The following is a 20,216-nucleotide window of genomic DNA, read 5'->3' on the forward strand; positions in this document are numbered from 1 at the left end:
GGCTCAGACGCGCTTGAATGTGAGATAGGCGGAAGATCTGCCTTCGCGCCGTGCCTTGGCCTCGTAGCGTGTGCTCGGCCAGCCCTCGTAGGGCGTCAGCCAATCTGCTGCATTCTGTGCAAGCCAGTCGAAGCCGCCATGGTCGCGGCACTTGAGCAACGTCCAGTTGACGTAGGTATCGATGTCCGAGGCGAAGCAGAACAGCCCGCCCGGCTTCAGCACGCGGTGGAAGCGGTCGAGGTTGGTTTTCGACACGAAGCGGCGCTTCCAGTGCTTCCGCTTTGGCCACGGATCCGGGTAGAGCAGGTCGATCTGGTCGATCGAGGCGTCCGGCAACCAATCCAGCAATTGCGTCGCATCGTCGTTGTAGACGCGGACATTCCTGGCGTCCGCCTTGTCAACGCTCGTCAGCAGCTTCTGCATGGAATTGATGAAGGGCTCGACACCGATAAAGCCGGTGGACGGCATTTCGACGGCGCGATGGATCAGATGCTCACCGCCGCCAAAGCCGATTTCCAGGCGGAGCCTGTCGGTCGGCACCGGAAAGAGAGTGTTCAGCGGCTCGGGCGGAGCCGCTGAAAGGTCGATAAGGAACGCCGGAAGCAGGGTGTTTAGTCGCTCTGCCTGATGTTCGCGCAGAGCCTTTCCCTTGCGGCGACCGAAGAACGCTTCGGTCGCCCTTCCACGACGTTCCATGTCGGTCATGCTGCTTCCTTGACCTTGACAGCGTCCTTGAGCGCCTTGACGAGGTCGGTGCGCTCCCAGGAGAACGAGCCGTCGCGGCCAGCCTTGCGACCGAAGTGGCCGTAGGCCGAGGTCTTGGCGTAGATCGGCTTGTTGAGGTCGAGGTGACGGCGGATGCCGGTCGGCGACAGGTCCATGTTCTTGCGGATCGCGGCTTCGACCATGTCTTCCGTCACACCCTTGCCGGTACCGTGCAGGTCGACGTAGATCGACAGCGGCTGTGCGACGCCGATGGCATAGGAGAGCTGGATGGTGCAGCGGTCGGAGAGGCCGGCGGCAACGACGTTTTTCGCGAGGTAGCGAGCAGCGTAGGCAGCCGAACGGTCAACCTTGGTCGTGTCCTTGCCAGAGAATGCGCCACCGCCGTGCGGAGCAGCGCCGCCGTAGGTGTCGACAATGATCTTGCGGCCGGTCAGGCCGGCGTCACCATCAGGGCCGCCGATGACGAACTTGCCGGTCGGATTGATGTACCACTTGCAATCGTCGGCAATCGGCAGGTCGCCGAGAGCTTCACGGATGTAAGGTTGGACAACCGCGCGCACCTTCGTCGAGTCCCAGCTTTCGTCGAGATGCTGGGTGGAAAGGACGATCGACGTGACTTCGGTGGGCTTGCCGTTGACGTAACGCACGGTCACCTGGCTCTTGGCGTCAGGGCCGAGCTTCGCGACGTCGCCGTCGCCCTTCTTGCGGGCGGTAGCAAGGAGCTGCAGGATCTTGTGGGAGTAATAGATCGGCGCCGGCATGAGGTCAGGCGTTTCCTTGCAGGCGTAGCCGAACATGATGCCCTGGTCGCCGGCACCTTCGTCACCCTGCTGGTCGGCAGCACTATCGACGCCCTGGGCAATGTCGGCAGACTGCGAGTGCAGAAGCACGTCGATCTTAGCCGTCTTCCAGTGGAAGCCGTCCTGCTCGTACCCGATGTCCTTGATGGCGCGGCGGGCAGCAGCCTTGAACTTGGAAGGATTGATGACGTCTTTGCCGTCCTTGTCCTTCTTCATCAGGCTCGGCGGCAGGCGCACTTCACCGGCGATCACGACGCGGTTGGTGGTTGCCAGCGTCTCGCAGGCAATGCGCACGCCCCAAGGGTTGACGCCGGTCTTGGCGGCTTCGCGGTAGACCAGATCCACGATCTCGTCGGAGATCCGGTCACACACCTTGTCCGGGTGACCTTCGGCAACTGACTCGCTGGTGAAAAGGTAATTGGCGCGCATTCCGGGATTCCCCTCAAAGAACAAAAGCTGCGTAGTAGGTACTCAGTTCGCGCGCGAAAAACAAGCGTAGAAGGACATAAATATATCTTTATATCTGCGACTAAGTGGCAAATTGTGCCCAAAAAACGCCAAAAAGCGGCCGTTGTGACCGCTTTCGCTTTAGCTCAAAATTTTCAGTGGCTATTATTCGCTGTCGGCTTCGGCCGCGAGTGCCTTGACCAGTTCCACGACCTTGCGGCGAACCTTGGGGTCGGTGATCTTCACAAAGGCGCGGTTGAGCTGCAGTCCTTCGGACGACGAAAGAAAGTCGACCACATAGTTGGAGCTGGAGGCTTCCGCCATGCCGGACAGGCCGGAGGACTGTTCGCCGGGGGCATCTTCAAAGAAGAAGGAGACCGGGACGTTCAGAATGCTGGAGATGTTCTGGAGACGGCTGGCACCGACGCGGTTGGTGCCCTTTTCGTATTTCTGAATCTGCTGAAAGGTGATGCCGAGGGCCTCCCCGAGCTTTTCCTGGCTCATTCCGAGCATCGTTCGGCGAAGGCGAATGCGACTACCAACATGGACGTCGATGGGGTTCGGCCGCTTCTTGTTCTCAATCATGGTCCTGCCCTAACAATAATTTTCAACCTTGTTCAAACCGGCATGCCAAACCCATCCCCAAAACGCCACGTTGCAAAGTCTTAGTTAACCACCTTGAAACATACGCTAAGAACGCCGATCCCAACCACTATGCAATTTTAGGGGTTTTCGGTCAATTCTGCTTGAAAACAAAACCAAAGCGAGAAACCAGGGCAATTACAAACAGAAGTATTTCCAGCAACCAGAAGTAAGTTTGGCGCGGATAGCCTGCAGGGCGATGCGCGTCGAAGCTCGCGATAGTTGCGTCGACGAAGCCCGTTTCATTGAGGTCAAGACCGGCAATGACTTCGCCGCGAGCGTTTACGAGGGCTGAAATGCCGCTGTTGCCATTACGAATCAGCGGCAGCCCAGTCTCCACGGCACGCAGCCTGGCCTGCTGGAAGTGCTGGTAGGGTCCAGGTGTTGCGCCGAACCAGGCATCGTTCGTGACGTTGAGGATGGCATTGGCGGCACCAAGGTCGCCCGTCATCTCGTCAGGGAAAATGATCTCGTAGCAGACGAGCGGATAGAATTTGATCCCGGTCGGCAAGGTCAGCAGCTGGCGGCTGGCGGCGGGCGAAAAGCCACCCGGCATCTCGACCACGTTCTGGATGCCGAAATCGTCGAGGACGCTCTCGAACGGCACATATTCGCCGAACGGCACGAGATGCACCTTGTCGGCGGCGCCTGCGATCTGTCCGCGGCCGTCGATGACGTAGATCGAATTGTAGTAGCGTGGCGGATTGCCTGGGCCGGTATCCTCCACCCGAACGGCACCCGCGATCAGGATCTGGTTGTCGTCGAGCGTATCGGCGATGCGGCTGAGTGCGTCCTGATTGTCCGTGAGGATGAAGGGAACAGCCGTCTCCGGCCAGACGATGATGTCAGGCTTCCGGCCGCCATCCTTCGGGGGCTCGGCGGAGAGCTTCAGATGCTTCTCGAAGATGGCGGCGCGGTCGCCGTCGGTATCCATCTTCGCGGTCTGTTCGATCATCGGCTGAACGAGGCGGATGATCGGGCTTTTGGCGTCCGCCGCTGGTGCAGGCTGCGGGCCATAGAGGATATAGGCGCCGTAGCCGATATGCGCTGCGAAAAGCAGGGCCGCCAGGGAGAGGCCGAGTTTGGCGCCCTGGCGGGTGCCGAGCAGTGCCGGAGCGGCAAAGATGAAGACCGACAGTGAGGTGATACCCATGATGCCGATGACATGCGCCGATTGCATCATGAGCGGCACGGGCGTCATGCCGTAGCCGACAGCGTTCCATGGAAAGCCGGTGAAAAGCACGCTCCTCAGCCACTCCAGCAATCCGAAGCTCGCGGCAAGCGCCGCAATCCGCCCCATGCCATCAGACCACAGGGTCCGCGCCAGCGCGGCGGCAATTCCGTAATAGATGGCGAGCACCGCAGGCAGGCCGAAGATCGCCAGCGGCAGCGCCCAGGCAAAAGCCTCCGCATCGATCATCAGGGCGTGGCCAAGCCACCAGAGGCCGGCAACGAAATAGCCGAAGCCGAAGAGCCAGCCAACGGCGAAGGAAGGCCACAGCCGGCCTATCCACCCGCTTTCAGGAGCAGCCGCTGAACCGTCGATCAGCCAGACAAGGAGCGTGAACGACACGAACATCGCGGCAAAGAAGCCAAAGGGGGGCAGGGCCAAAACAGCGACGGCGCCTGCAAGGATTGCCAGTGCAAACCTTTTGAACCCCCAGGCCAGGATAACCCTGTCTGCAAGCCGCTCCATGCGCACTCCCGTCAAGCCGCGAATCAACCCGACCGCAGTGTTTCAAAAAAGCCGCCGTTTGTCGTGCTTCGCGGCAATCAGTTTGTCGTGGGAACGTCCGTCTGCCGCTCGTCGCCCTGGTCCGAGCCGGTTGTGCCGTCACCATCAAGCTTGGCGCGGCGCCGAATGGCCTGGCGCTTGCGGGTAATCCTCACTCGCTTGATGCGACGCGGATCGGCATCGAGGATGTGGAACTCGAAACCGGGCAGGGCCTGCACCACCTCGCCGCGCACCGGAATGCGTCCAAGCTCGGAGAAGATCAGGCCGCCCAGCGTGTCGACTTCGTCGACCTGCTCGGTGATGTCGAAGTCCGGTCCGATCGCTTCGGCGATCTCTTCCAGTTCGACACGCGCATCCGCGACGAAGACGTCTTCCGATACCCGTTTGAACATGACCTCTTCGTCATCGTGTTCGTCATCGATGTCGCCGACGACCATCTCGACGATATCCTCGTGCGACGCCAAGCCATCGGTGCCGCCATATTCGTCGATGACGAGCGCCATCTGCGTGCGGTTCACCTGCATGCGGCGCAGCAGATCCGACGCCAGCATGGATGGCGGGACGAAGAGGATCTTGCGGATGATCCCGGCCTCGGACAGCGTCTTCTGCAGGTCGACGCGGCTGAGATCGAAATTCGCCTTCACGGTGCGTGTTGGCTTCTGCAAATGTTCGGGGGAAACGTCCACCAGAGGTGTCGCCGGCTTGATGGCCCTGGCGCTACCGCGGCGCTTGTTCCGCGCCTGCTTGGCGACGTAGGAGAGGAGATCTCGGATATGCACCATGCCACGCGGGTCGTCGAGCGTATCCGCATAAACGGGCATGCGTGAACGACCGGATTCCTCAAACAGGATCATCAGTTCGCCGATGGTGATGTTCTGATCAACGGCCTCGATATCGGCGCGCGGCACCATAACATCGGCAACCCGCACTTCGCGGAAGCGAAGGATGTTGTGCAGCATCGCCCGCTCATCGGGCGAAAAGACGTCTCCGACCGCAGCGTCGGTCATCAAAGCGTCCGCAATGTCTTCGCGAAGGCGTGAGTTTTGCTGCGGTCTCAGGATGCGCGCCGCGCGCGACCAGAAGGATTGGGATCGTCCGGACTGCCTACTACTGCCACCCTCGTCGGAAGAGGATGATTGATCGGCGTCCTTGGCCTCGGCGGCCGGTCTCGTCGTAAAGTCGCTCATGGTTCCATTTTAAGGTCTTGACCCTCGTATGGGTCAGATAGGCCGAGTACCGCCAAAATGCGAGTCTCCAGCCCCTCCATTATTTCGGCTTCAGCGTCATTATTATGGTCGTAGCCGAAGAGATGCAAGAATCCATGCACGATCAAATGCGTGAGGTGGCCCTCAAAGCTCTTCTCGAGCTCGACTGCCTCCCGCTCCACGGTCTCTCTTGCGATAATGATATCGCCCAGCATCGGACCTGGCACCTTGCCCGGCGTGACGGGAAAGGCGGGAAAAGAAAGCACATTGGTCGGCTTGTCCTTGCCGCGCCATTCCGCGTTGATGTCCTGGATCGAGGCGTCGTCCGTGAAAACCAGCGAAACCTCGGGCACCATTTTCGGAAATGGCTGTTTGACCGTCTCGCGCAGATAGCTGGCGGCCGTTTCAAGCACCCGGTCCGCCAATGCATGCAACGCATCTTCGGAGGGCCAATTGCCCTCCTCGACGCTGATCTGGATATCGAGTTCCGCCATCAGTCCTGCCGGCTAACCTCTTCGGTTTCCGTTGCATAGGTGGAATCGTAGGCCCTGACAATGCGCCCGACAAGCGGATGGCGCACCACGTCGGTATCCTTGAAGCGGACAATCGAGATGCCCTCGACGCCGTTGAGCAGTTGAAGAGCCTCCACCAGTCCCGATTTGACACCACGCGGCAGGTCGATCTGGCTCGGGTCGCCGGTGACGATCATGCGTGAGTTCTCGCCAAGACGCGTCAGGAACATCTTCATCTGCATCGACGTGGTGTTCTGCGCCTCGTCGAGGATGACGGCGGCGTTCGCGAGCGTCCGACCGCGCATGAAGGCGAGCGGCGCGATTTCGATAACGCCGGCGGTGATCGCACGATCGACCTTGTCGGCCGGCATCATATCGTAGAGCGCGTCATAGAGCGGGCGAAGGTAGGGATCGACCTTTTCCTTCATGTCGCCGGGCAAGAAGCCGAGGCGCTCGCCGGCTTCCACCGCCGGGCGGGAAAGGATGATCTTCTCGACCATGCCACGTTCAAGAAGCTGGGCGGCATGGGCGACGGCGAGATAGGTCTTGCCGGTACCCGCCGGACCGCAACCGAAAACCAGTTCGGCTCGCTCCAGTGCCCTGAGGTAGGCGTCCTGGGTCGGCGTCCGGGCAATGATGGTCTTCTTGCGCGTGGAAACCTGTGCCATGGTCAGCTTCGCCTTGCGCTCCATGGTCGGCAGGCTCAGCTGATCATCGGCCGCGACCGCCATGCGGATTGCGCCTTCAACGTCGGATCGCTCCACGCTGCCGCCTTTCTGGAGTTTCTCATAGAGGTAATCGAGCGTACGCCGCGCCTGGTTGGTGGCGACGATGTCCCCGGAAATAACGACGGAATTGCCCCGCGCTCGAGCGTCGATGTGCAGACGTTCCTCAAGCAGCTTGAGGTTCTGGTCAAACTGACCGAACAATTCGCTGGCGAACCGATTGTTCTCGAACGTCAGAATAAAGTGATTGGCGTCGCTCGCAATGCGTGGGTGGCGCGGTGAAGAAGAAACCAATTCTTGTCCGTTCAAGCGGTCGAGCTCCTAGGGTTTAAACCTCAGCCTCTGCTATCTCGGCAAACAGGCTGTTGGTTCCGGTTCCGGTGATTCGCACATTAATAATGTCACCGATTTGCAATGCTTTTGCATCAACATTCACGGACTGAAGCCAGGGAGAACGGCCTATAAGCTGTCCTGGCATGCGACCGGGCTTTTCAAGCAACAGTTCGATCGTTTTCCCGACACAGGATTCGGCAAATTCCTGCTGTTGCTTCAGGAGAAGCGCCTGCAGGCGTTCCAGCCGTTCTGCCTTGATCTCTTCCGGCACCTGGTCCTTCAGCTCCGCGCCGGGCGTGCCCGGCCGTGTCGAGTACTTGAAGGAGAAGGCCTGCGCATAACGCACCTCCTCCACCAGGCGGAGTGTATCTTCAAAATTCTGGTCTGTCTCCCCCGGAAAACCGACGATGAAGTCGCCGGAGAGGGCAATATCGGGCCGGGCGGCGCGAATCCGCTCGATCAGCGTGAGATATTCGGCAGCCGTATGGCGCCGGTTCATCGCCTTCAGGATGCGGTCGGAGCCGGCCTGCACCGGCAGATGCAGGTATGGCATCAGTGCTCGGAGATCCCGATGCGCTTCGATCAGGCGGTCGTCCATGTCGCGCGGATGGCTGGTGGTGTAGCGCAGGCGCGCGAGCCCGGGAATTTCCGCCAACCGGTAAAGCAGGTCGCCAAGGGTCCATTCCTGACCGTTGGCGCCGACACCATGCCAGGCGTTGACGTTCTGACCGAGCAGGGTGATTTCGCGCACGCCGCCTTCCACGAGCTTTTGCGCTTCCTCAACGATCTGGCTGACCGGCCGCGACACTTCCGAACCGCGGGTGTAAGGCACGACACAGAAGGTGCAGAACTTGTCGCATCCTTCCTGGACGGTAAGGAAGGAGGTGACGCCACGCGAGCGGATTTTCTTGGCTTCGGCGATCGGCAGATGCTCGAACTTGTCTTCGAGCGCATATTCGGTATCGACGATACGCTGACCTTCCTTCGCCTTGCGCAGCGCTTCCGGCAGGCGATGATAGGTCTGAGGCCCGATGACGACGTCGACGGCAGGCGCCCGGCGCAGGATTTCCTCGCCCTCGGCCTGTGCGACACAGCCGGCAACGCCGATCATGAACTCCCGGCCTTGCTTGCTGCGTTCCTTCTTCATGTCGCGCAGACGACCAAGCGCCGAATAGACCTTTTCAGCAGCCTTTTCTCGGATATGGCAGGTGTTGAGCAGGACCAGGTCAGCCTCTTCCATAACTTCCGTCGGCTCATATCCGTCACGGGCGAGTGCATCGCTCATGCGCGTCGAGTCGTAGACGTTCATTTGGCAGCCGTAGGTCTTGATGAATACCTTGCGGCTGTTGCTGCCATCGCGGAGATCGGTCTTCGGGGCCTGAAGAAGGGCGCTGTCCTGGGTCATGGCCGGCTATTTAGTGGTTTTTCATTCGCGAGAAAAGGAAATCTTGTGCCTTAGGCCGTCTTGTGACCGCGCAAAGCGGCGCCAAGCATGGTGCGGATGCGTCGGGCAATCGTCGCGCTGACTTTCTTGCGGTTACTGTCGGCACGATACTCCACCGCCTCGCCGAAACAGACGTCAACCTCGAAGGCACCGCATCGCAGCATGTCCTTCAAATGCGGGAACATCTCGACATCGCCTGGCCAGGAGGCGAGGGGGCGGTGATAACGGCCCATCGGCAGGCCGTAGACACCCGTATAGGCAACCGCGACCGGTTGAACCACGACGGCACCTGTTGGCGACGCCGGCACCGCCATGGCGGCTGCGCCAAACAGCGAGGATTTGACCTCGAGAAGCCGGTTCCCGTCCGAGGTCGTGCCCTCCGGGAACAGAACAACGATCTCGCCGTCCGCCATGCGGGTGGCAATTTCGTTCGCCTGGTGGCCGGTCTTGCGCTTCTCTTCGCGCACCACGAACACGCTCTTCTGCAGCTTCGCCAAGTTGCCGAAGATCGGCCAGTCGCGCACTTCGATCTTGGCGATGAACGCGACGTCGGCGACTGCGGACAACACCATGATGTCCATCCACGACGAATGGTTGGCGCAAAGCATCAACGGCCTGTGCGTTTCCATCTTGCCGTGGACGCGGATTCGGATGCCGAGGCAGAAACAAACGATGCGATGCCAGATGCGCGGCAGCCAGCGTCGCAGCTTCCAGTCGAAGCGCAACGCAAGAAGCTGCCAGGGCATAAGCACTATGCTGGCGAAGAGAATGACGATACCGGCAAAGGCGAGACGCAGCCAGGCGATCAAAACGAAGACTCCGCGGCTGCGTTCATGGCCTCAGCGCTCGTCCTTTTTGAGCGGGATGCCATAGAGCTCCAGTCGATGATCGACGAGCTTGAAGCCATGCTCGCGGGCAATGCGTTCCTGCAGGGCCTCGATCTCCGGCGAGTGAAACTCGATCACGACACCCGACTTCAGGTCGATGAGATGGTCGTGATGCTCTTCCGGCACCGTCTCGTAGCGCGAGCGGCCGTCTCGGAAGTCGTGGCGTTCGATAATGCCGGCGTCCTCGAACAGCTTCACGGTGCGATAGACGGTGGAGATGGAGATCTTGGCGTCGACCTTGACGGAGCGGCGGTAGAGTTCTTCGACGTCAGGGTGGTCGGCCGACTCCTCGAGGATGCGGGCAATCACCCGGCGCTGCTCGGTCATGCGCATGCCGCGTTCGGTGCAAAGCTCCTCAAGGGTCTTGGCGACGTCAGTCATGGGCTGCCTTCCGATAGTCAACGTTTGAGCAACGGACTAGCGAAGAACGCGCTTCATGACAAGCGCCGTGGAAACCGCGCCCTGGGTATCCTTGTAGTAACCCTTGCGTTCACCGACTTTCTCGAATCCAAGCTTGCGGTAGAGCCCGAGCGCTGCCGCGTTGCCGTCATCGACCTCCAGGAAGATGCTCTCGCCACCACGCAGCTTCGCTTCCCGCATCGCAGCTTGCATGAGCCGCCAGCCGAGGCCAGCGCGAGCGACCTTCGTCTGCACGGCGACTGTCAGGATCTCCGCCTCGCCAGCGACCTGACGCGCGAGCACAAAACCCGGCAGAGGCTTTTTCAGAAATGCGTTGGTCTGCCGAGCGACGAAGCCGAAGACGGTGTCCTGGCTGAACAAGCTATAGAATTCGCCATCGCCCCATGGTCGTGCGAAGCGTTCGCCATGTAACGCCGCCACGGCGCGGCAGTCATCGGCGTCCATCGGGACAATCTCGAATTCCGGCTTCAGCGTCAGATAGGATTCCAACATGGTCATACTCGCGCAATCGCAAACCCGGCCTGCGGCTTGGCATCGGGTCCGCGCAGATAGAGGGGTTTCGGCTTTCCGGAAGACAGGTCGGCGGCAGCGCCGAGACGCGCCACGATGGAAATCGGGAAATGGTTGGCGTGATCGCCGAGCGTGCCGGGTTTCAGGAGCGGCGTTGCCGAACCGGTGATTTCGCCCTCGAACGTCGAAGCGATTGCCTGTGCTTCTTCGACGGCGACAGCGCGGGCCTCATCGAGCGGTTCGCCATCGGCATCGAATGTCTGCAGGTAGATCTCGTTTCGCTTGGCATCCATGGCCGCGAGCACGCTGCGACCTGGCGTCTTCAACCGCTGCGCCTCGGCCATGACAGCAAGCGTGGTGACCCCAACAGCCGGAATGCCGAGCGACAGTGCGAAGCCGCGGGCGGCGGCGATGCCGACGCGAATGCCGGTGAACGAGCCTGGACCGATGGTAACGGCAATGCGATCGACCGTTGAAAGTGGGATTGCCGCCTGCTCCAGCACGCGGTCGACGATCCCCATCAGATGTTCAGCATGCCCCTTGCCGATCATGTCCGATGCCTCCCCCAGCATCGTATCCCTGCCGCCGTCATAGAGAGCGGCAGCGCAATCCACACCTGCGGTGTCGAGCGCCAGTATGATCATGGCATCAATTTCCGAATAAAGCGTTCCTCAGCGTCCATACATTCACCCTGCCGCGCTTGCAAATGCTGCGCCAGGACAAATGCCGGGACAGGGCGTCGTCGTCAGGCGGCGACGACTTCCTCGACTTCCGGAACGAAATGGCGAAGCAGGTTCTGCACGCCATGCTTCAGCGTCGCCGTCGAAGACGGGCAGCCGGAGCAGGAGCCCTTCATGTTGAGATAGACCTTGCCGTCCTTGAAGCCACGGAAGGTGATGTCGCCGCCATCCTGTGCAACGGCGGGACGGACACGGGTATCCAGCAATTCCTTGATGGTGAGCACGATCGATTCATCGGCTTCATCGAAGAATTCGCCGCCGGCATCAAGATCTTCGGAAAGGACAGAGGCATCGCCCATGACGGGCTTGCCGGACATGAAGTGTTCCATGATCGAGCCGAGGATCGCCGGCTTCAGGTGCTGCCACTCGGCATTGTCCTTGGACACCGAGATGAAATCGTAGCCGAAGTAGACGCCGGTCACGCCAGGGATCTCGAACAGACGAGCCGCGAGCGGCGATGCCTGAGCCTCGTCCGCGCTGCGGAATTCGGCCGTTCCGTTTTCCATGACGACCCGACCCGGCAGGAACTTCTGCGTGGCGGGATTCGGCGTGGCTTCGGTCTGAATAAACATCTCGCTCTCCGTGCGGCGGGCAGCGGCCCAGGCCGTCTTTAGAATTCTTCAAAAAAGAAAATAAGCCGATTGGCAACTCTATTCAAGAGACTGGTACTCAAGAAATGGCTTTATGCGAGCGCATCCAGTTCCTCGTCCGTCAGTGTATCGGGCAGGACCGTGACGGGGATCGGAAATGTCGCGCCACGTCCGGCGATCGACGACACCAGCGGCCCCGGTCCCTCCTTGGCGGAGCTTGCGGCCAGCACCAGGATCGCGATATCGCGGTCTTCCTCGATGACGGCGTTGATCTGCTCGGTGGCACTTCCCTCGCGGATGACGATCTCCGGGTCGATACCGATCGTTTCGCGAACCACGTGCGCCGCCTTGGCAACCACGGCTTCCGCTTCCTCGCGGGCTTCGGCGCGCATTATCTCTTCAACCCCCAACCATTGCTGGAAGTCGCCCTCCGGAATCACGTACATCAGCACAAGGCCGCCGTTCGAGTTCTTGGCGCGCCGACCGGCGTAGTGGACGGCGCGGGAGCATTCGGGCGTATCGTCGATGACCGCAATGAATTTGCGGCGATGACCTTCGAGCCGGGAGAGTCGTTTCGATACCATGGGCCGGACTCTGACACCTGAACCTGAAAATTTGCAAGCCCTCGTTTTTGACCCTCGAAGGGTCTGCCGGGCCAGCCTGCGTCAGGCGGGAACCAGTCCGTAAAGGCGCATAATCGCCTTCACATGCTCGATATCAGGCTTGCCCTGAACGTTGATGGCCAAAGCCATTTCCTCGAAATAGCGCCTGCCGATCAACCCGGGCGTCATGGTGATCAAGGCCTTGGCGGCTTCACCGTGCAGGTTCTCGTGGGTGTGGACATAGCCGCGCGGAATGAACAGGGTGCCCCCGGGCCCGATCTCGTGCTTGCGCCCGTCCAGCGTCGTCGTCATCGTGCCGGACAATCCGTAGATCACTTCATCGACATCGCGGTGATAGTGGGCGGCCGGGACGCGTGCCTGGGGCGGGACCGTGAATTCGAACATCACAACGCCGCCGGCACTCTGATCCTCGTCGATCAGAAACCGGATCTCCATGGTGCCAATCTGGATGAGGTTGCGATCTCGCATCGAAGCCTCCTGACAGTCCGTTTCAACAAGACTACGCCGCAGGTCCGGCTTCGACAAGCCCGGGGCGGTGAGGTCCGCCCCGGGATAACGTCGTATTTCAGTACAGGAAGCCGACGATGTCGCTCACTTCTTTCATCGTCACTTCGGCCCGCGCCCGCGCCCGTTCGGAACCATTGCGCAGGATCGCATCGATGTGGCTGGTGTCCGACATCAGACGACGCATTTCAGCGGTGATCGGCGAGAGCACGTTGATGGCCAAATCAACAAGCGCCGGCTTGAACACCGAGAACTGCCGGCCACCAAATTCGGCAAGCACATCAGCCTTCGACCTGTCGGCGAGCGCCGCATAGATGCCGACGAGGTTGTCGGCTTCCGGGCGGCCCTTGAGGCCGTCGACTTCACTGGGCAAACCTTCCGGATCGGTCTTGGCCTTGCGGATCTTCTTCGAGATCGCGTCCTCGTCGTCCATCAAGTTGATGCGCGAAAGATCGGACGGATCCGATTTCGACATCTTCTTTGTGCCGTCGCGAAGCGACATGACGCGTGGCGCCGGGCCATCGATCAGCGGCTCGACCATCGGGAAATAGGCATGCACCGGTTCGTTGCCGACCGTGATGTCGATGCCGTAGTCCGTCTTGCGGATATGCTCCGCATAGTCGAGGTTGAACTTCATGGCGATGTCGCGGGCGAGTTCGAGGTGCTGCTTCTGGTCGTCGCCGACCGGGACATGCGTGCCGCGGTAGACGAGGATGTCGGCAGCCATCAGGCTCGGATAGGCGTAGAGACCGAGCGAAGCCTGTTCGCGGTCCTTGCCGGCCTTGTCCTTGAACTGCGTCATGCGGTTCATCCAACCGATGCGCGCAACGCAATTGAAGATCCAGGCAAGCTCGGCATGCTGCGGCACGGCCGACTGGTTGAAAACGATGTGCTTTTCCGGATCGATGCCGGACGCAATGAAGGCGGCGGCGATCGAACGGATCTGGTTCGGCATGTCCTCATGGACGAGCTGTGCCGTCAGCGCATGCATGTCGACGACGCAGTAGATGCAGTCGTTGCCTTCCTGCAGCGCCACGAACTTGCGGATCGCGCCGAGATAGTTGCCGAGATGGAGATTTCCCGTCGGCTGGACGCCGGAGAAAACCACTTTCTTGAATTCGTTCATCATGTCCTCGATTAGGCTGGTGGAGGGCCCCAGGGCCAATGGCCCATGTTGCTAACGGGCGCGCTTATGCACGCGGACGCCAGCGCAATCAAGGGGTTCAGCCTGCGGCGTGTTCGATCAGATCGAAGGTGTTGCCATAAGGATCCGCAAAGACGGCGACTGTGCCGTAAACCTCGTGCCGCGGCGCCTCGAGAAACTGCACGCCCTTGGCCAGCATCGACGCGTGGTCGCGGGCAAAATCGTCGGTCTTGATGAAGAAGCCGACGCGCCCGCCCGCCTGGTTGCCCATCGCCGCCATTTGCCGGTCGTTGGCAGCTCGCGCGAGCAGAAAGGCGGCACCGTCCCCGCCCTTCGGCTTGACGACCACCCATCGCTTGCCGTCGGGCTGAATGTCGTCCTGGAGGCAATCGAAGCCAACCGCGCCGCAGTAGAAATCTTTGGCACGATCGTAATCGTCGACGACGAGGGTCACGAGGAAAAGCGATTGGAACATTGCAGGCTCCGATTTGTGGTGTGGTGTTGTCGCCAAGGATGCGTGGCCGGTCAAGGGCGGCCGGTTCGGCGTTCGGTGCACGGCTTTTCCCTCACGCGATCCTTTCGGCCCGTGGCTTGATCCTGCACTTCACTCGGACGGGGCGCTGGAAATTGTCTCGCTGGAGTAAAAACAATATGGCGCTTCCCAGCGCCCCGTTCGGCGGTTTGTTCCCGCAGCTCCGGTCCCTCTGCAACCTTGCCCGAGGAAGCTCACGCTTCTTCACGGGGCCATGTGTGCCACACAGGCACGTCCGAGGCTCAACTCGGCGCCGCATTCGCGCGGGCGCCGCCGTCCCCCCGAGGGAGACCATCCTCTGCGGACCCCTGATGCGGAAGCTCACGTCCTTCTTCCACACCCGGCGCCGGTCCCGCCTCGCCGCAACGCCTTGCGGTGTATCCGCGGCGGGACGGACGAATTGTATGGCCGGTCCGGGACGTCGGGGAAGTTTGTAGAGATCCTTTTTGTGAATATTTCTCACAAATTTACGTGGCGGAGAAATTCATACCTCTTTTGAGGTATCTCTAACTTATCAAATAGCAGTAAATTATGGCGATGTTCCGTAACGGTAGGTAAACAATTTCACAAAAAGGCCATTTTTAGGGGGAGCGTTCCATTCGCCAAAAGTTACGCCGGCGACCCCGGCGTATTTCGAGGGGAGGGGAACTATGCAGTCCGCATTTTCCATCGCACTCGCCGGCCTGTTCTGTCTGTCGTGTTTCGACAGTGCCGACGCCCAGAATGTCAGAAGAGTGACAATACCGTCGCTCAAGCACAAAGAAACGCTCGCCTACTCGCTGCAGACCGTCAGCGTTCAGGCGAACTGCTTCCCGCCGCAACTGCGCGGCATTCTCACCTACATAGCCGCTAAGACCGGTCGCCGCCCGATCGTAACCTCTGGGTTTCGCTCACGCGGTCGATCGCATTCGCAACACCGCCATTGCGCAGCCGCCGATATCCGCATCCCCGGTGTATCGGAACGCACGATCATCGCGATCGCCGCATCGGCCCCCGGCATCGGCGGGATCGGCCGCTACTGCAACGGGATAGTGCATGTCGACATCGGTCCAAGCCGACGATGGACCTATTGCTGAAGCACACCGGACCGCTTAACCGTCCACCTTTGCGGTCGGCTTGCGGTTCAGGTTGCGCCGGATCATGCCGAGGTTGGCGCCGCCGATCAGGAAGGCTGTCGCGAAGTAGACAGCCATGGCGATGACGATCAGAAGGCCGAGCGTGCCGACCTTCGTTGCCAAATGCGCGCTCGAGGCAAGCCACGGCTCCCAGCGGTGCTGCAGGTACATGATGACGCCGCCCATGACGGCCGCGGAGACGACCAGCAGTGCCGCACGCCGCGCCAACGCCCATTCCCAGGTGAGGTGACCGCGGCGCAGCAACGTCGTGAACAGAAGCACGGTGCTGATCCAGCCTGCCGTTGCTTCCGCAACCGCAATGCCGGGAGCGCCGATGAACGGGAACAAAGTCAATGCCGTCGCACAGTTGACGCCAACCGCAACGGCGGAAAAACGCATCGGCGTCCTGGTGTCCTCGCGCGCATAGAAACCTGGCTGCAGCGCCTTGATCAGTACGAAGGCAGGGAGACCGATGCCATAGACGGCGAGGATGGAGCCGACGATCGCTGTGTTTTCCTGGTGGAAGGCGCCGCGTTCATAGAGAACGCGAATGATTTCGTCGGAGAGGATCCAGAGCGCAAAGGCGGCCGGGATTGTCAGGAACAGAACGAATTCCATCGACCGGTTCTGCAAGTTCGCCGCCTCGCGCAGATTGCCGCCCTTGAGCGCGCGCGCCAATTCCGGCAGCAACACTACGCCGACGGCAACGCCGACGACGCCGAGCGGCAGCTGGTAGATGCGGTCCGCATACTGAAGCGCGGCGATCGCACCCTCCTTGCTGGAGGCAATCGCCTGGCCAATCATCTGGTTGATCTGGGTGATGCCACCGGTGACGGCGGCCGGCACCGCGAGGATCAGCAGCCGCTTGACGTTTGGCGTGATGCGCGGAAAGCGCAACCCGATGCTCATGCCGGCATGCAGAACGCCGAGATAGACCACGACGAGCTGCAGGATACCCGCGACGAGCACGCCCCAGGAGAGATACCAGGCGGTCTGAAGCGGTTCAGCACCGGTGTAGAGCGCGTAAAACAGCGCCCCAATCATCACCACGTTGAGGAAAACCGGGGCGATGGCTGCCGCAAAAAAATGATGCAGCGAATTCAGCATCCCGCTCATCATCGCCGTCAGCGACATGCACATAAGATAGGGGAACATCACCGCCGCCATGCGCACGGTGATCGAGAATTTTTCCGCATCGTCGGCAAAGCCCGGCGCGATCACGAAGCGCACGAGAAGCGGCATGCAGAGCTCCATCACGATGGTGATGAGCAACAGCACCGAAAACAGCACGCCGAAGACTTCCTCGGAGAAGCGCTTGGCTCCGTCAGTGCCGTTCGCTTCGATCTCCTTGGCGAACAGCGGCACGAAGGCGGCGTTGAACGCACCTTCGGCAAAGAGCCGTCGGAAGAGGTTCGGAAACCGGAAAGCGGCATAGAAGACGTCGGCCATCGGGCCGGTGCCGAGGGCCGCGGCCATCAGCGTTTCACGGGCAAAGCCGAAGATGCGGCTGCCGAGGGTGGCGCCGCCGACGGTGGCGAATTTTCTGACGAGGCTCATGCGATTGGGCTCATGCGGGCGAATCCGCCTTCTTGTCTGTCTGCGTCGCGGCCCGGACGGGAGTCGGTTGCGCGATGATGCCGGAAGGCATCCGCTCGCGCAGTTCGTCCTGCTCCTCGGCCATGACGGCCTTGAGGCGTGCGGTGATGTTGGCGCGCTTGCTGTCGCCCGAGATCTTCTGGCCGACGAGGTCGGTGACGTAGAAGGTGTCGATCACCTTCTCGCCGAAGGTGGTGATCCGCGCCGATTGAATGTCGAGCGAAAGGTCCGAGAGAACCGCGGTGATTTCCGACAGCAGGCCCGGCCGGTCAAGGCATTCGACCTCGATGACGGTGAACTTGTTCGACAGACTGTTGGAGATGTTAACCGACGGCGGGATGACGAAGGCCTTGCTCTTCTTGCGGTTCTTGGTCCGCGTCGCAATCACCTCGGGCAGCCGCTTGCGGCCGGAAAGCACGTCCTCGATCATCCGTCCGATCGTGCCGGCGCGGCGCAGCTCGTCGGCATCGTCCTTGAACTCGCGGCTGACATGGATCGTATCGAGCGCGCGGCCATCCGAGGTCGTAAAGATCTGCGCATCGACGATGTTGGCACCTGCTGCCGCGCACGCGCCGGCAATGACGGCCAAGAGGCGCGGATGGTCGGGCGAGAGCACGGTGATCTCGGTGATCGCGTGGAAACTGTCGGTCCGCACCATCGTCGCCAGTGCCTGGCCAGCCTTGTCAGCCTGGCGGATGAAGCCCGCATGCCGCACCTGGTCTTCCAGCGGAACCGAGAGCAGGTAGGGCTGATAGTGCAGCTTGCTGTAGGTCTTGCGGTCCTTCTGGCTCCAGTCGGAGAGCGCATTGTAGAGCGCTTCGGCCGCGAAGTTGGCGCGCTCCTTGCGCGAAACCTCGGAGAAGCCGCCGGCAAGCAACAGTTCCGTTTCGTAGTAGAGCGTGCGCAGCAGCTGGCCTTTCCAGCCGTTCCAGACACCGGGGCCGACGGCGCGGATATCGCAGATCGTCAGGATCAGCAGCATCTTCAGCCGGTCGAGCGACTGCACCACATCGGCAAAGTCGGTGATTGTCTTGCGGTCGGTCAGATCGCGCGTCTGCGCAACCATCGACATGACCAGATGCTCCTGGATCAGCCAGACGACCATCTCCGTCTGCTTCTGCGACAGACCAAAGCGGGCGCAGAGCTTGCGGGCAACGCGGGCGCCGGCGATCGAGTGGTCTTCCTGGCGGCCCTTGGCAATGTCGTGCAGCAGCACGGCGACATAGAGCGCCTCGCGATCCTCGATGCCAGGCATCAGCTTGTTGGCGAGCGGATGCAGGTCGTCGGCCTTGCCCTTGTCGATCTCCGACAGCACGTCGACGGTGCGGATCAGATGCTCGTCGACAGTATAGTGGTGATACATGTTGAACTGCATCATCGCGACGATCTTGCCGAACTCCGGGATGAAGCGGCCGAGCACGCCGGCCTCGTTCATCCGCCGAAGGATCAGCGCGGGGTCGCGCTTCGAGGTCAGGATCGACATGAAGAGGCGGTTTGCTTCGTCGTTCTCGCGCAGATTGCCATCAATCAGGCTGAGCGACCGGGTCACGCGCTTCAGCGCGTCCGGATGGAATTCCAACCCGTTGATATCGGCGACATGGAACAGGCGGATGATACTGATCGGATCGCGCTTGAAAACATCGGGGCTGGCAAGTGCGATGCGGCCGCGATCCTCGACGAACTCGGTGCTGCCGGCGATCTTGCGGCTGCGGTGCGCGAAGCGGCTGATAACGCCGGTCAGGCCGGGCGTCGATTTCGCCTGCTGGTCCTCGAGCGCCGCGCAGAGAATGCGCGTCAGATCGCCCACGTCCTTGGCAACAAGGAAGTAGTGCTTCATGAAGCGCTCGACTGCCGACAGACCGGGGCGCGAATGATAGCCAAGCGCCTCGGCGATCTCGCGCTGGATGTCGAAGGACAGCCGCTCCTCCGCCTTTCCGGTCAGGAAATGCATGTGGCAGCGCACCGCCCAGAGGAAGTCGTCGGCCTTCTGGAAAAGGTGATACTCGTGCTTCGAGAGAACGCCGAGCGGCACAAGTTCAGCCGTGTCGCGAACGTGATAATAGTATTTCGAGATCCAGAAGAGCGTGTGCAGGTCGCGCAGGCCGCCCTTGCCTTCCTTGACGTTCGGCTCGACGAGATAGCGCGTGTCGCCCGCCTTGCGGTGGCGCTCGTCGCGTTCGGCAAGCTTGGCGGCGATGAATTCGGGGCCGGTGCCGGTGACGATTTCCTTGTCGAAGCGCGTCTCGAGCTGCGTTTCCAGCGCGCGCAGGCCGCAGATGTAGCGCATCTCGAGGATCGCCGTACGGATCGTCATGTCGGACTTCGACAGTGCGATGCACTCTTCCAGAGTGCGCGTGGCATGGCCGACCTTGAAGCCCATGTCCCAGAGGACGTAGAGCATGAACTCGACGGCCTTGTGCGTTTCTTCCGCCGGCTTCGGCTGGAACAGGAACAGGAGGTCGATGTCGGAGCCGGGTGCCAGCGTATCGCGGCCATAGCCGCCGACAGCGGTGACGGCGAACTTGTCCTTCTGCTTCGGGAAGACGTGCACGCAAACGAATTCGTAGAGAACCGTGATGATCTGGTCCTGCAGCCAGGAAATGCGGCGGGCGCAGTTGATGCCGCTGCCGTCGACCGAAAGCAGCTCGCGCGCCTTCTGCCGACCTTCGCTGCTCGCCTTCTTGAGGATTGCCAGCAGATCCGACCGCATGACGTCGGGCCGAGTCTTGTTGGCCTCGGCGACCGCGTCGCACATCTTCCGGAGATAGTCGGTGTCGAGGATATCGGAGAAATCGATTTCGTTCGTCGTCGCCATGCGCGGGGCGGCTTCCTCTTCGCGCGGCGCAGCCGCTTCGTGCTGCACCTCTCGTTTCGTCTGCATGCGCTATAGCCTCTTTGCCCACCGATGACACGGGCTTTCCTACTGCAGAACCTTTAATTTTGGCGAAAAGGTGTTGCCGCGCCTGAAACCTGCGGCTTCAACCAA

General features: G+C 61.0%; 20 protein-coding genes. 1 reads left to right on the forward strand and 19 read right to left on the reverse strand.

All coding sequences use genetic code 11. The annotated features are described in order from the left end of the window. Positions 1-3: 3 nt before the first annotated feature. The 17 genes from trmB to RGCCGE502_RS02085 form a co-directional block, all read right to left on the reverse strand. On the reverse strand, positions 4-705 hold the full coding sequence (trmB, locus tag RGCCGE502_RS02005; RefSeq protein ID WP_016552494.1) for a tRNA (guanine(46)-N(7))-methyltransferase TrmB: 702 nt from the start codon (positions 703-705) through the stop codon (positions 4-6). Further along, positions 702-1,955, reverse strand: a complete 1,254-nt coding sequence (gene metK, locus RGCCGE502_RS02010; RefSeq protein WP_016552495.1) for a methionine adenosyltransferase — start codon at positions 1,953-1,955, stop codon at positions 702-704. Before metK ends, trmB begins: the two co-directional genes overlap by 4 nt. A 183-nt stretch (positions 1,956-2,138) precedes the next feature. Then, the gene (locus RGCCGE502_RS02015) at positions 2,139-2,558 is read right to left on the reverse strand and encodes a helix-turn-helix domain-containing protein (RefSeq protein WP_016552496.1); all 420 of its coding nucleotides are present in this window, start codon (positions 2,556-2,558) and stop codon (positions 2,139-2,141) included. A 151-nt stretch (positions 2,559-2,709) separates the two neighbouring features. Next, complete coding sequence (gene lnt, locus RGCCGE502_RS02020) at positions 2,710-4,311, reverse strand: apolipoprotein N-acyltransferase (RefSeq protein WP_016552497.1); 1,602 nt, start codon at positions 4,309-4,311, stop codon at positions 2,710-2,712. 77 nt (positions 4,312-4,388) lie between these two features. After that, entirely contained in the window at positions 4,389-5,537 is a 1,149-nt protein-coding gene (locus RGCCGE502_RS02025) for a hemolysin family protein (protein WP_016552498.1), read from the reverse strand. Beyond that, the gene (ybeY, locus tag RGCCGE502_RS02030) at positions 5,534-6,049 is read right to left on the reverse strand and encodes an rRNA maturation RNase YbeY (protein WP_016552499.1); all 516 of its coding nucleotides are present in this window, start codon (positions 6,047-6,049) and stop codon (positions 5,534-5,536) included. The genes RGCCGE502_RS02025 and ybeY overlap by 4 nt, the downstream gene beginning before the upstream one ends. Next, entirely contained in the window at positions 6,049-7,101 is a 1,053-nt protein-coding gene (locus RGCCGE502_RS02035; protein WP_016552500.1) for a PhoH family protein, read from the reverse strand. Before RGCCGE502_RS02035 ends, ybeY begins: the two co-directional genes overlap by 1 nt. A gap of 19 nt (positions 7,102-7,120) precedes the next feature. Then, positions 7,121-8,530 (reverse strand): tRNA (N6-isopentenyl adenosine(37)-C2)-methylthiotransferase MiaB, encoded by a 1,410-nt coding sequence (gene miaB / locus RGCCGE502_RS02040; RefSeq protein WP_016552501.1) that lies wholly within the window; start codon positions 8,528-8,530, stop codon positions 7,121-7,123. Positions 8,531-8,580: 50 nt separating this feature from the next. Next, positions 8,581-9,378, reverse strand: a complete 798-nt coding sequence (gene olsA / locus RGCCGE502_RS02045; RefSeq protein ID WP_016552502.1) for a lyso-ornithine lipid O-acyltransferase — start codon at positions 9,376-9,378, stop codon at positions 8,581-8,583. A gap of 30 nt (positions 9,379-9,408) precedes the next feature. Beyond that, a complete protein-coding gene (locus tag RGCCGE502_RS02050; RefSeq protein ID WP_016552503.1) occupies positions 9,409-9,837 on the reverse strand; it encodes a Fur family transcriptional regulator in 429 nt (142 codons plus the stop codon). 36 nt (positions 9,838-9,873) lie between these two features. Then, the gene (locus RGCCGE502_RS02055; RefSeq protein ID WP_439332326.1) at positions 9,874-10,374 is read right to left on the reverse strand and encodes a GNAT family N-acetyltransferase; all 501 of its coding nucleotides are present in this window, start codon (positions 10,372-10,374) and stop codon (positions 9,874-9,876) included. Beyond that, a complete protein-coding gene (tsaB, locus tag RGCCGE502_RS02060; RefSeq protein WP_016552505.1) occupies positions 10,371-11,030 on the reverse strand; it encodes a tRNA (adenosine(37)-N6)-threonylcarbamoyltransferase complex dimerization subunit type 1 TsaB in 660 nt (219 codons plus the stop codon). Before tsaB ends, RGCCGE502_RS02055 begins: the two co-directional genes overlap by 4 nt. A 101-nt stretch (positions 11,031-11,131) precedes the next feature. Further along, on the reverse strand, positions 11,132-11,698 hold the full coding sequence (locus RGCCGE502_RS02065) for a NifU family protein (RefSeq protein ID WP_016552506.1): 567 nt from the start codon (positions 11,696-11,698) through the stop codon (positions 11,132-11,134). A gap of 110 nt (positions 11,699-11,808) precedes the next feature. Beyond that, the gene (locus tag RGCCGE502_RS02070) at positions 11,809-12,300 is read right to left on the reverse strand and encodes a universal stress protein (protein WP_007529542.1); all 492 of its coding nucleotides are present in this window, start codon (positions 12,298-12,300) and stop codon (positions 11,809-11,811) included. 81 nt (positions 12,301-12,381) lie between these two features. Further along, positions 12,382-12,807: a cupin domain-containing protein gene (locus tag RGCCGE502_RS02075; protein WP_016552507.1), complete on the reverse strand. Its 426-nt coding sequence runs from the start codon at positions 12,805-12,807 to the stop codon at positions 12,382-12,384. Positions 12,808-12,904: 97 nt separating this feature from the next. Next, positions 12,905-13,969, reverse strand: a complete 1,065-nt coding sequence (gene trpS, locus RGCCGE502_RS02080) for a tryptophan--tRNA ligase (RefSeq protein ID WP_016552508.1) — start codon at positions 13,967-13,969, stop codon at positions 12,905-12,907. A gap of 97 nt (positions 13,970-14,066) precedes the next feature. Next, complete coding sequence (locus RGCCGE502_RS02085) at positions 14,067-14,462, reverse strand: VOC family protein (protein ID WP_016552509.1); 396 nt, start codon at positions 14,460-14,462, stop codon at positions 14,067-14,069. 707 nt (positions 14,463-15,169) lie between these two features. On the opposite strand from RGCCGE502_RS02085, the gene RGCCGE502_RS02090 reads away from it, so the two are divergent. Beyond that, positions 15,170-15,595 carry a YcbK family protein gene (locus tag RGCCGE502_RS02090; protein WP_016552510.1) on the forward strand — a complete coding sequence of 142 codons (426 nt, stop codon included), beginning with the start codon at positions 15,170-15,172 and terminating at the stop codon, positions 15,593-15,595. 15 nt (positions 15,596-15,610) lie between these two features. On the opposite strand, the gene murJ is transcribed toward RGCCGE502_RS02090, so the two are convergent. Together murJ and RGCCGE502_RS02100 are read right to left on the reverse strand one after the other, a co-directional pair. Further along, positions 15,611-17,191: a murein biosynthesis integral membrane protein MurJ gene (gene murJ, locus RGCCGE502_RS02095; protein WP_016552511.1), complete on the reverse strand. Its 1,581-nt coding sequence runs from the start codon at positions 17,189-17,191 to the stop codon at positions 15,611-15,613. Positions 17,192-17,201: 10 nt separating this feature from the next. Continuing rightward, entirely contained in the window at positions 17,202-20,111 is a 2,910-nt protein-coding gene (locus RGCCGE502_RS02100) for a [protein-PII] uridylyltransferase (RefSeq protein WP_016552512.1), read from the reverse strand. Positions 20,112-20,216 lie beyond the last annotated feature (105 nt).

It is taken from the genome of Rhizobium grahamii CCGE 502, from assembly GCF_000298315.2.
Taxonomy (GTDB): domain Bacteria; phylum Pseudomonadota; class Alphaproteobacteria; order Rhizobiales; family Rhizobiaceae; genus Rhizobium; species Rhizobium grahamii.

Coding starts and splice junctions, on each gene's coding strand:
- RGCCGE502_RS02100 (WP_016552512.1), bottom strand. CDS start 20,111: ATGCAGACGAAACGAGAGGTGCAGCACGAAGCGGCTGCGCCGCGCGAA.
- murJ (WP_016552511.1), bottom strand. CDS start 17,191: ATGAGCCTCGTCAGAAAATTCGCCACCGTCGGCGGCGCCACCCTCGGC.
- metK (WP_016552495.1), bottom strand. CDS start 1,955: ATGCGCGCCAATTACCTTTTCACCAGCGAGTCAGTTGCCGAAGGTCAC.
- RGCCGE502_RS02090 (WP_016552510.1), top strand. CDS start 15,170: ATGCAGTCCGCATTTTCCATCGCACTCGCCGGCCTGTTCTGTCTGTCG.
- RGCCGE502_RS02025 (WP_016552498.1), bottom strand. CDS start 5,537: ATGAGCGACTTTACGACGAGACCGGCCGCCGAGGCCAAGGACGCCGAT.
- RGCCGE502_RS02075 (WP_016552507.1), bottom strand. CDS start 12,807: ATGCGAGATCGCAACCTCATCCAGATTGGCACCATGGAGATCCGGTTT.
- ybeY (WP_016552499.1), bottom strand. CDS start 6,049: ATGGCGGAACTCGATATCCAGATCAGCGTCGAGGAGGGCAATTGGCCC.
- lnt (WP_016552497.1), bottom strand. CDS start 4,311: ATGGAGCGGCTTGCAGACAGGGTTATCCTGGCCTGGGGGTTCAAAAGG.
- trmB (WP_016552494.1), bottom strand. CDS start 705: ATGACCGACATGGAACGTCGTGGAAGGGCGACCGAAGCGTTCTTCGGT.
- RGCCGE502_RS02065 (WP_016552506.1), bottom strand. CDS start 11,698: ATGTTTATTCAGACCGAAGCCACGCCGAATCCCGCCACGCAGAAGTTC.
- RGCCGE502_RS02055 (WP_439332326.1), bottom strand. CDS start 10,374: ATGACCATGTTGGAATCCTATCTGACGCTGAAGCCGGAATTCGAGATT.
- trpS (WP_016552508.1), bottom strand. CDS start 13,969: ATGAACGAATTCAAGAAAGTGGTTTTCTCCGGCGTCCAGCCGACGGGA.
- RGCCGE502_RS02085 (WP_016552509.1), bottom strand. CDS start 14,462: ATGTTCCAATCGCTTTTCCTCGTGACCCTCGTCGTCGACGATTACGAT.
- miaB (WP_016552501.1), bottom strand. CDS start 8,530: ATGACCCAGGACAGCGCCCTTCTTCAGGCCCCGAAGACCGATCTCCGC.
- tsaB (WP_016552505.1), bottom strand. CDS start 11,030: ATGATCATACTGGCGCTCGACACCGCAGGTGTGGATTGCGCTGCCGCT.
- RGCCGE502_RS02070 (WP_007529542.1), bottom strand. CDS start 12,300: ATGGTATCGAAACGACTCTCCCGGCTCGAAGGTCATCGCCGCAAATTC.
- RGCCGE502_RS02015 (WP_016552496.1), bottom strand. CDS start 2,558: ATGATTGAGAACAAGAAGCGGCCGAACCCCATCGACGTCCATGTTGGT.
- RGCCGE502_RS02050 (WP_016552503.1), bottom strand. CDS start 9,837: ATGACTGACGTCGCCAAGACCCTTGAGGAGCTTTGCACCGAACGCGGC.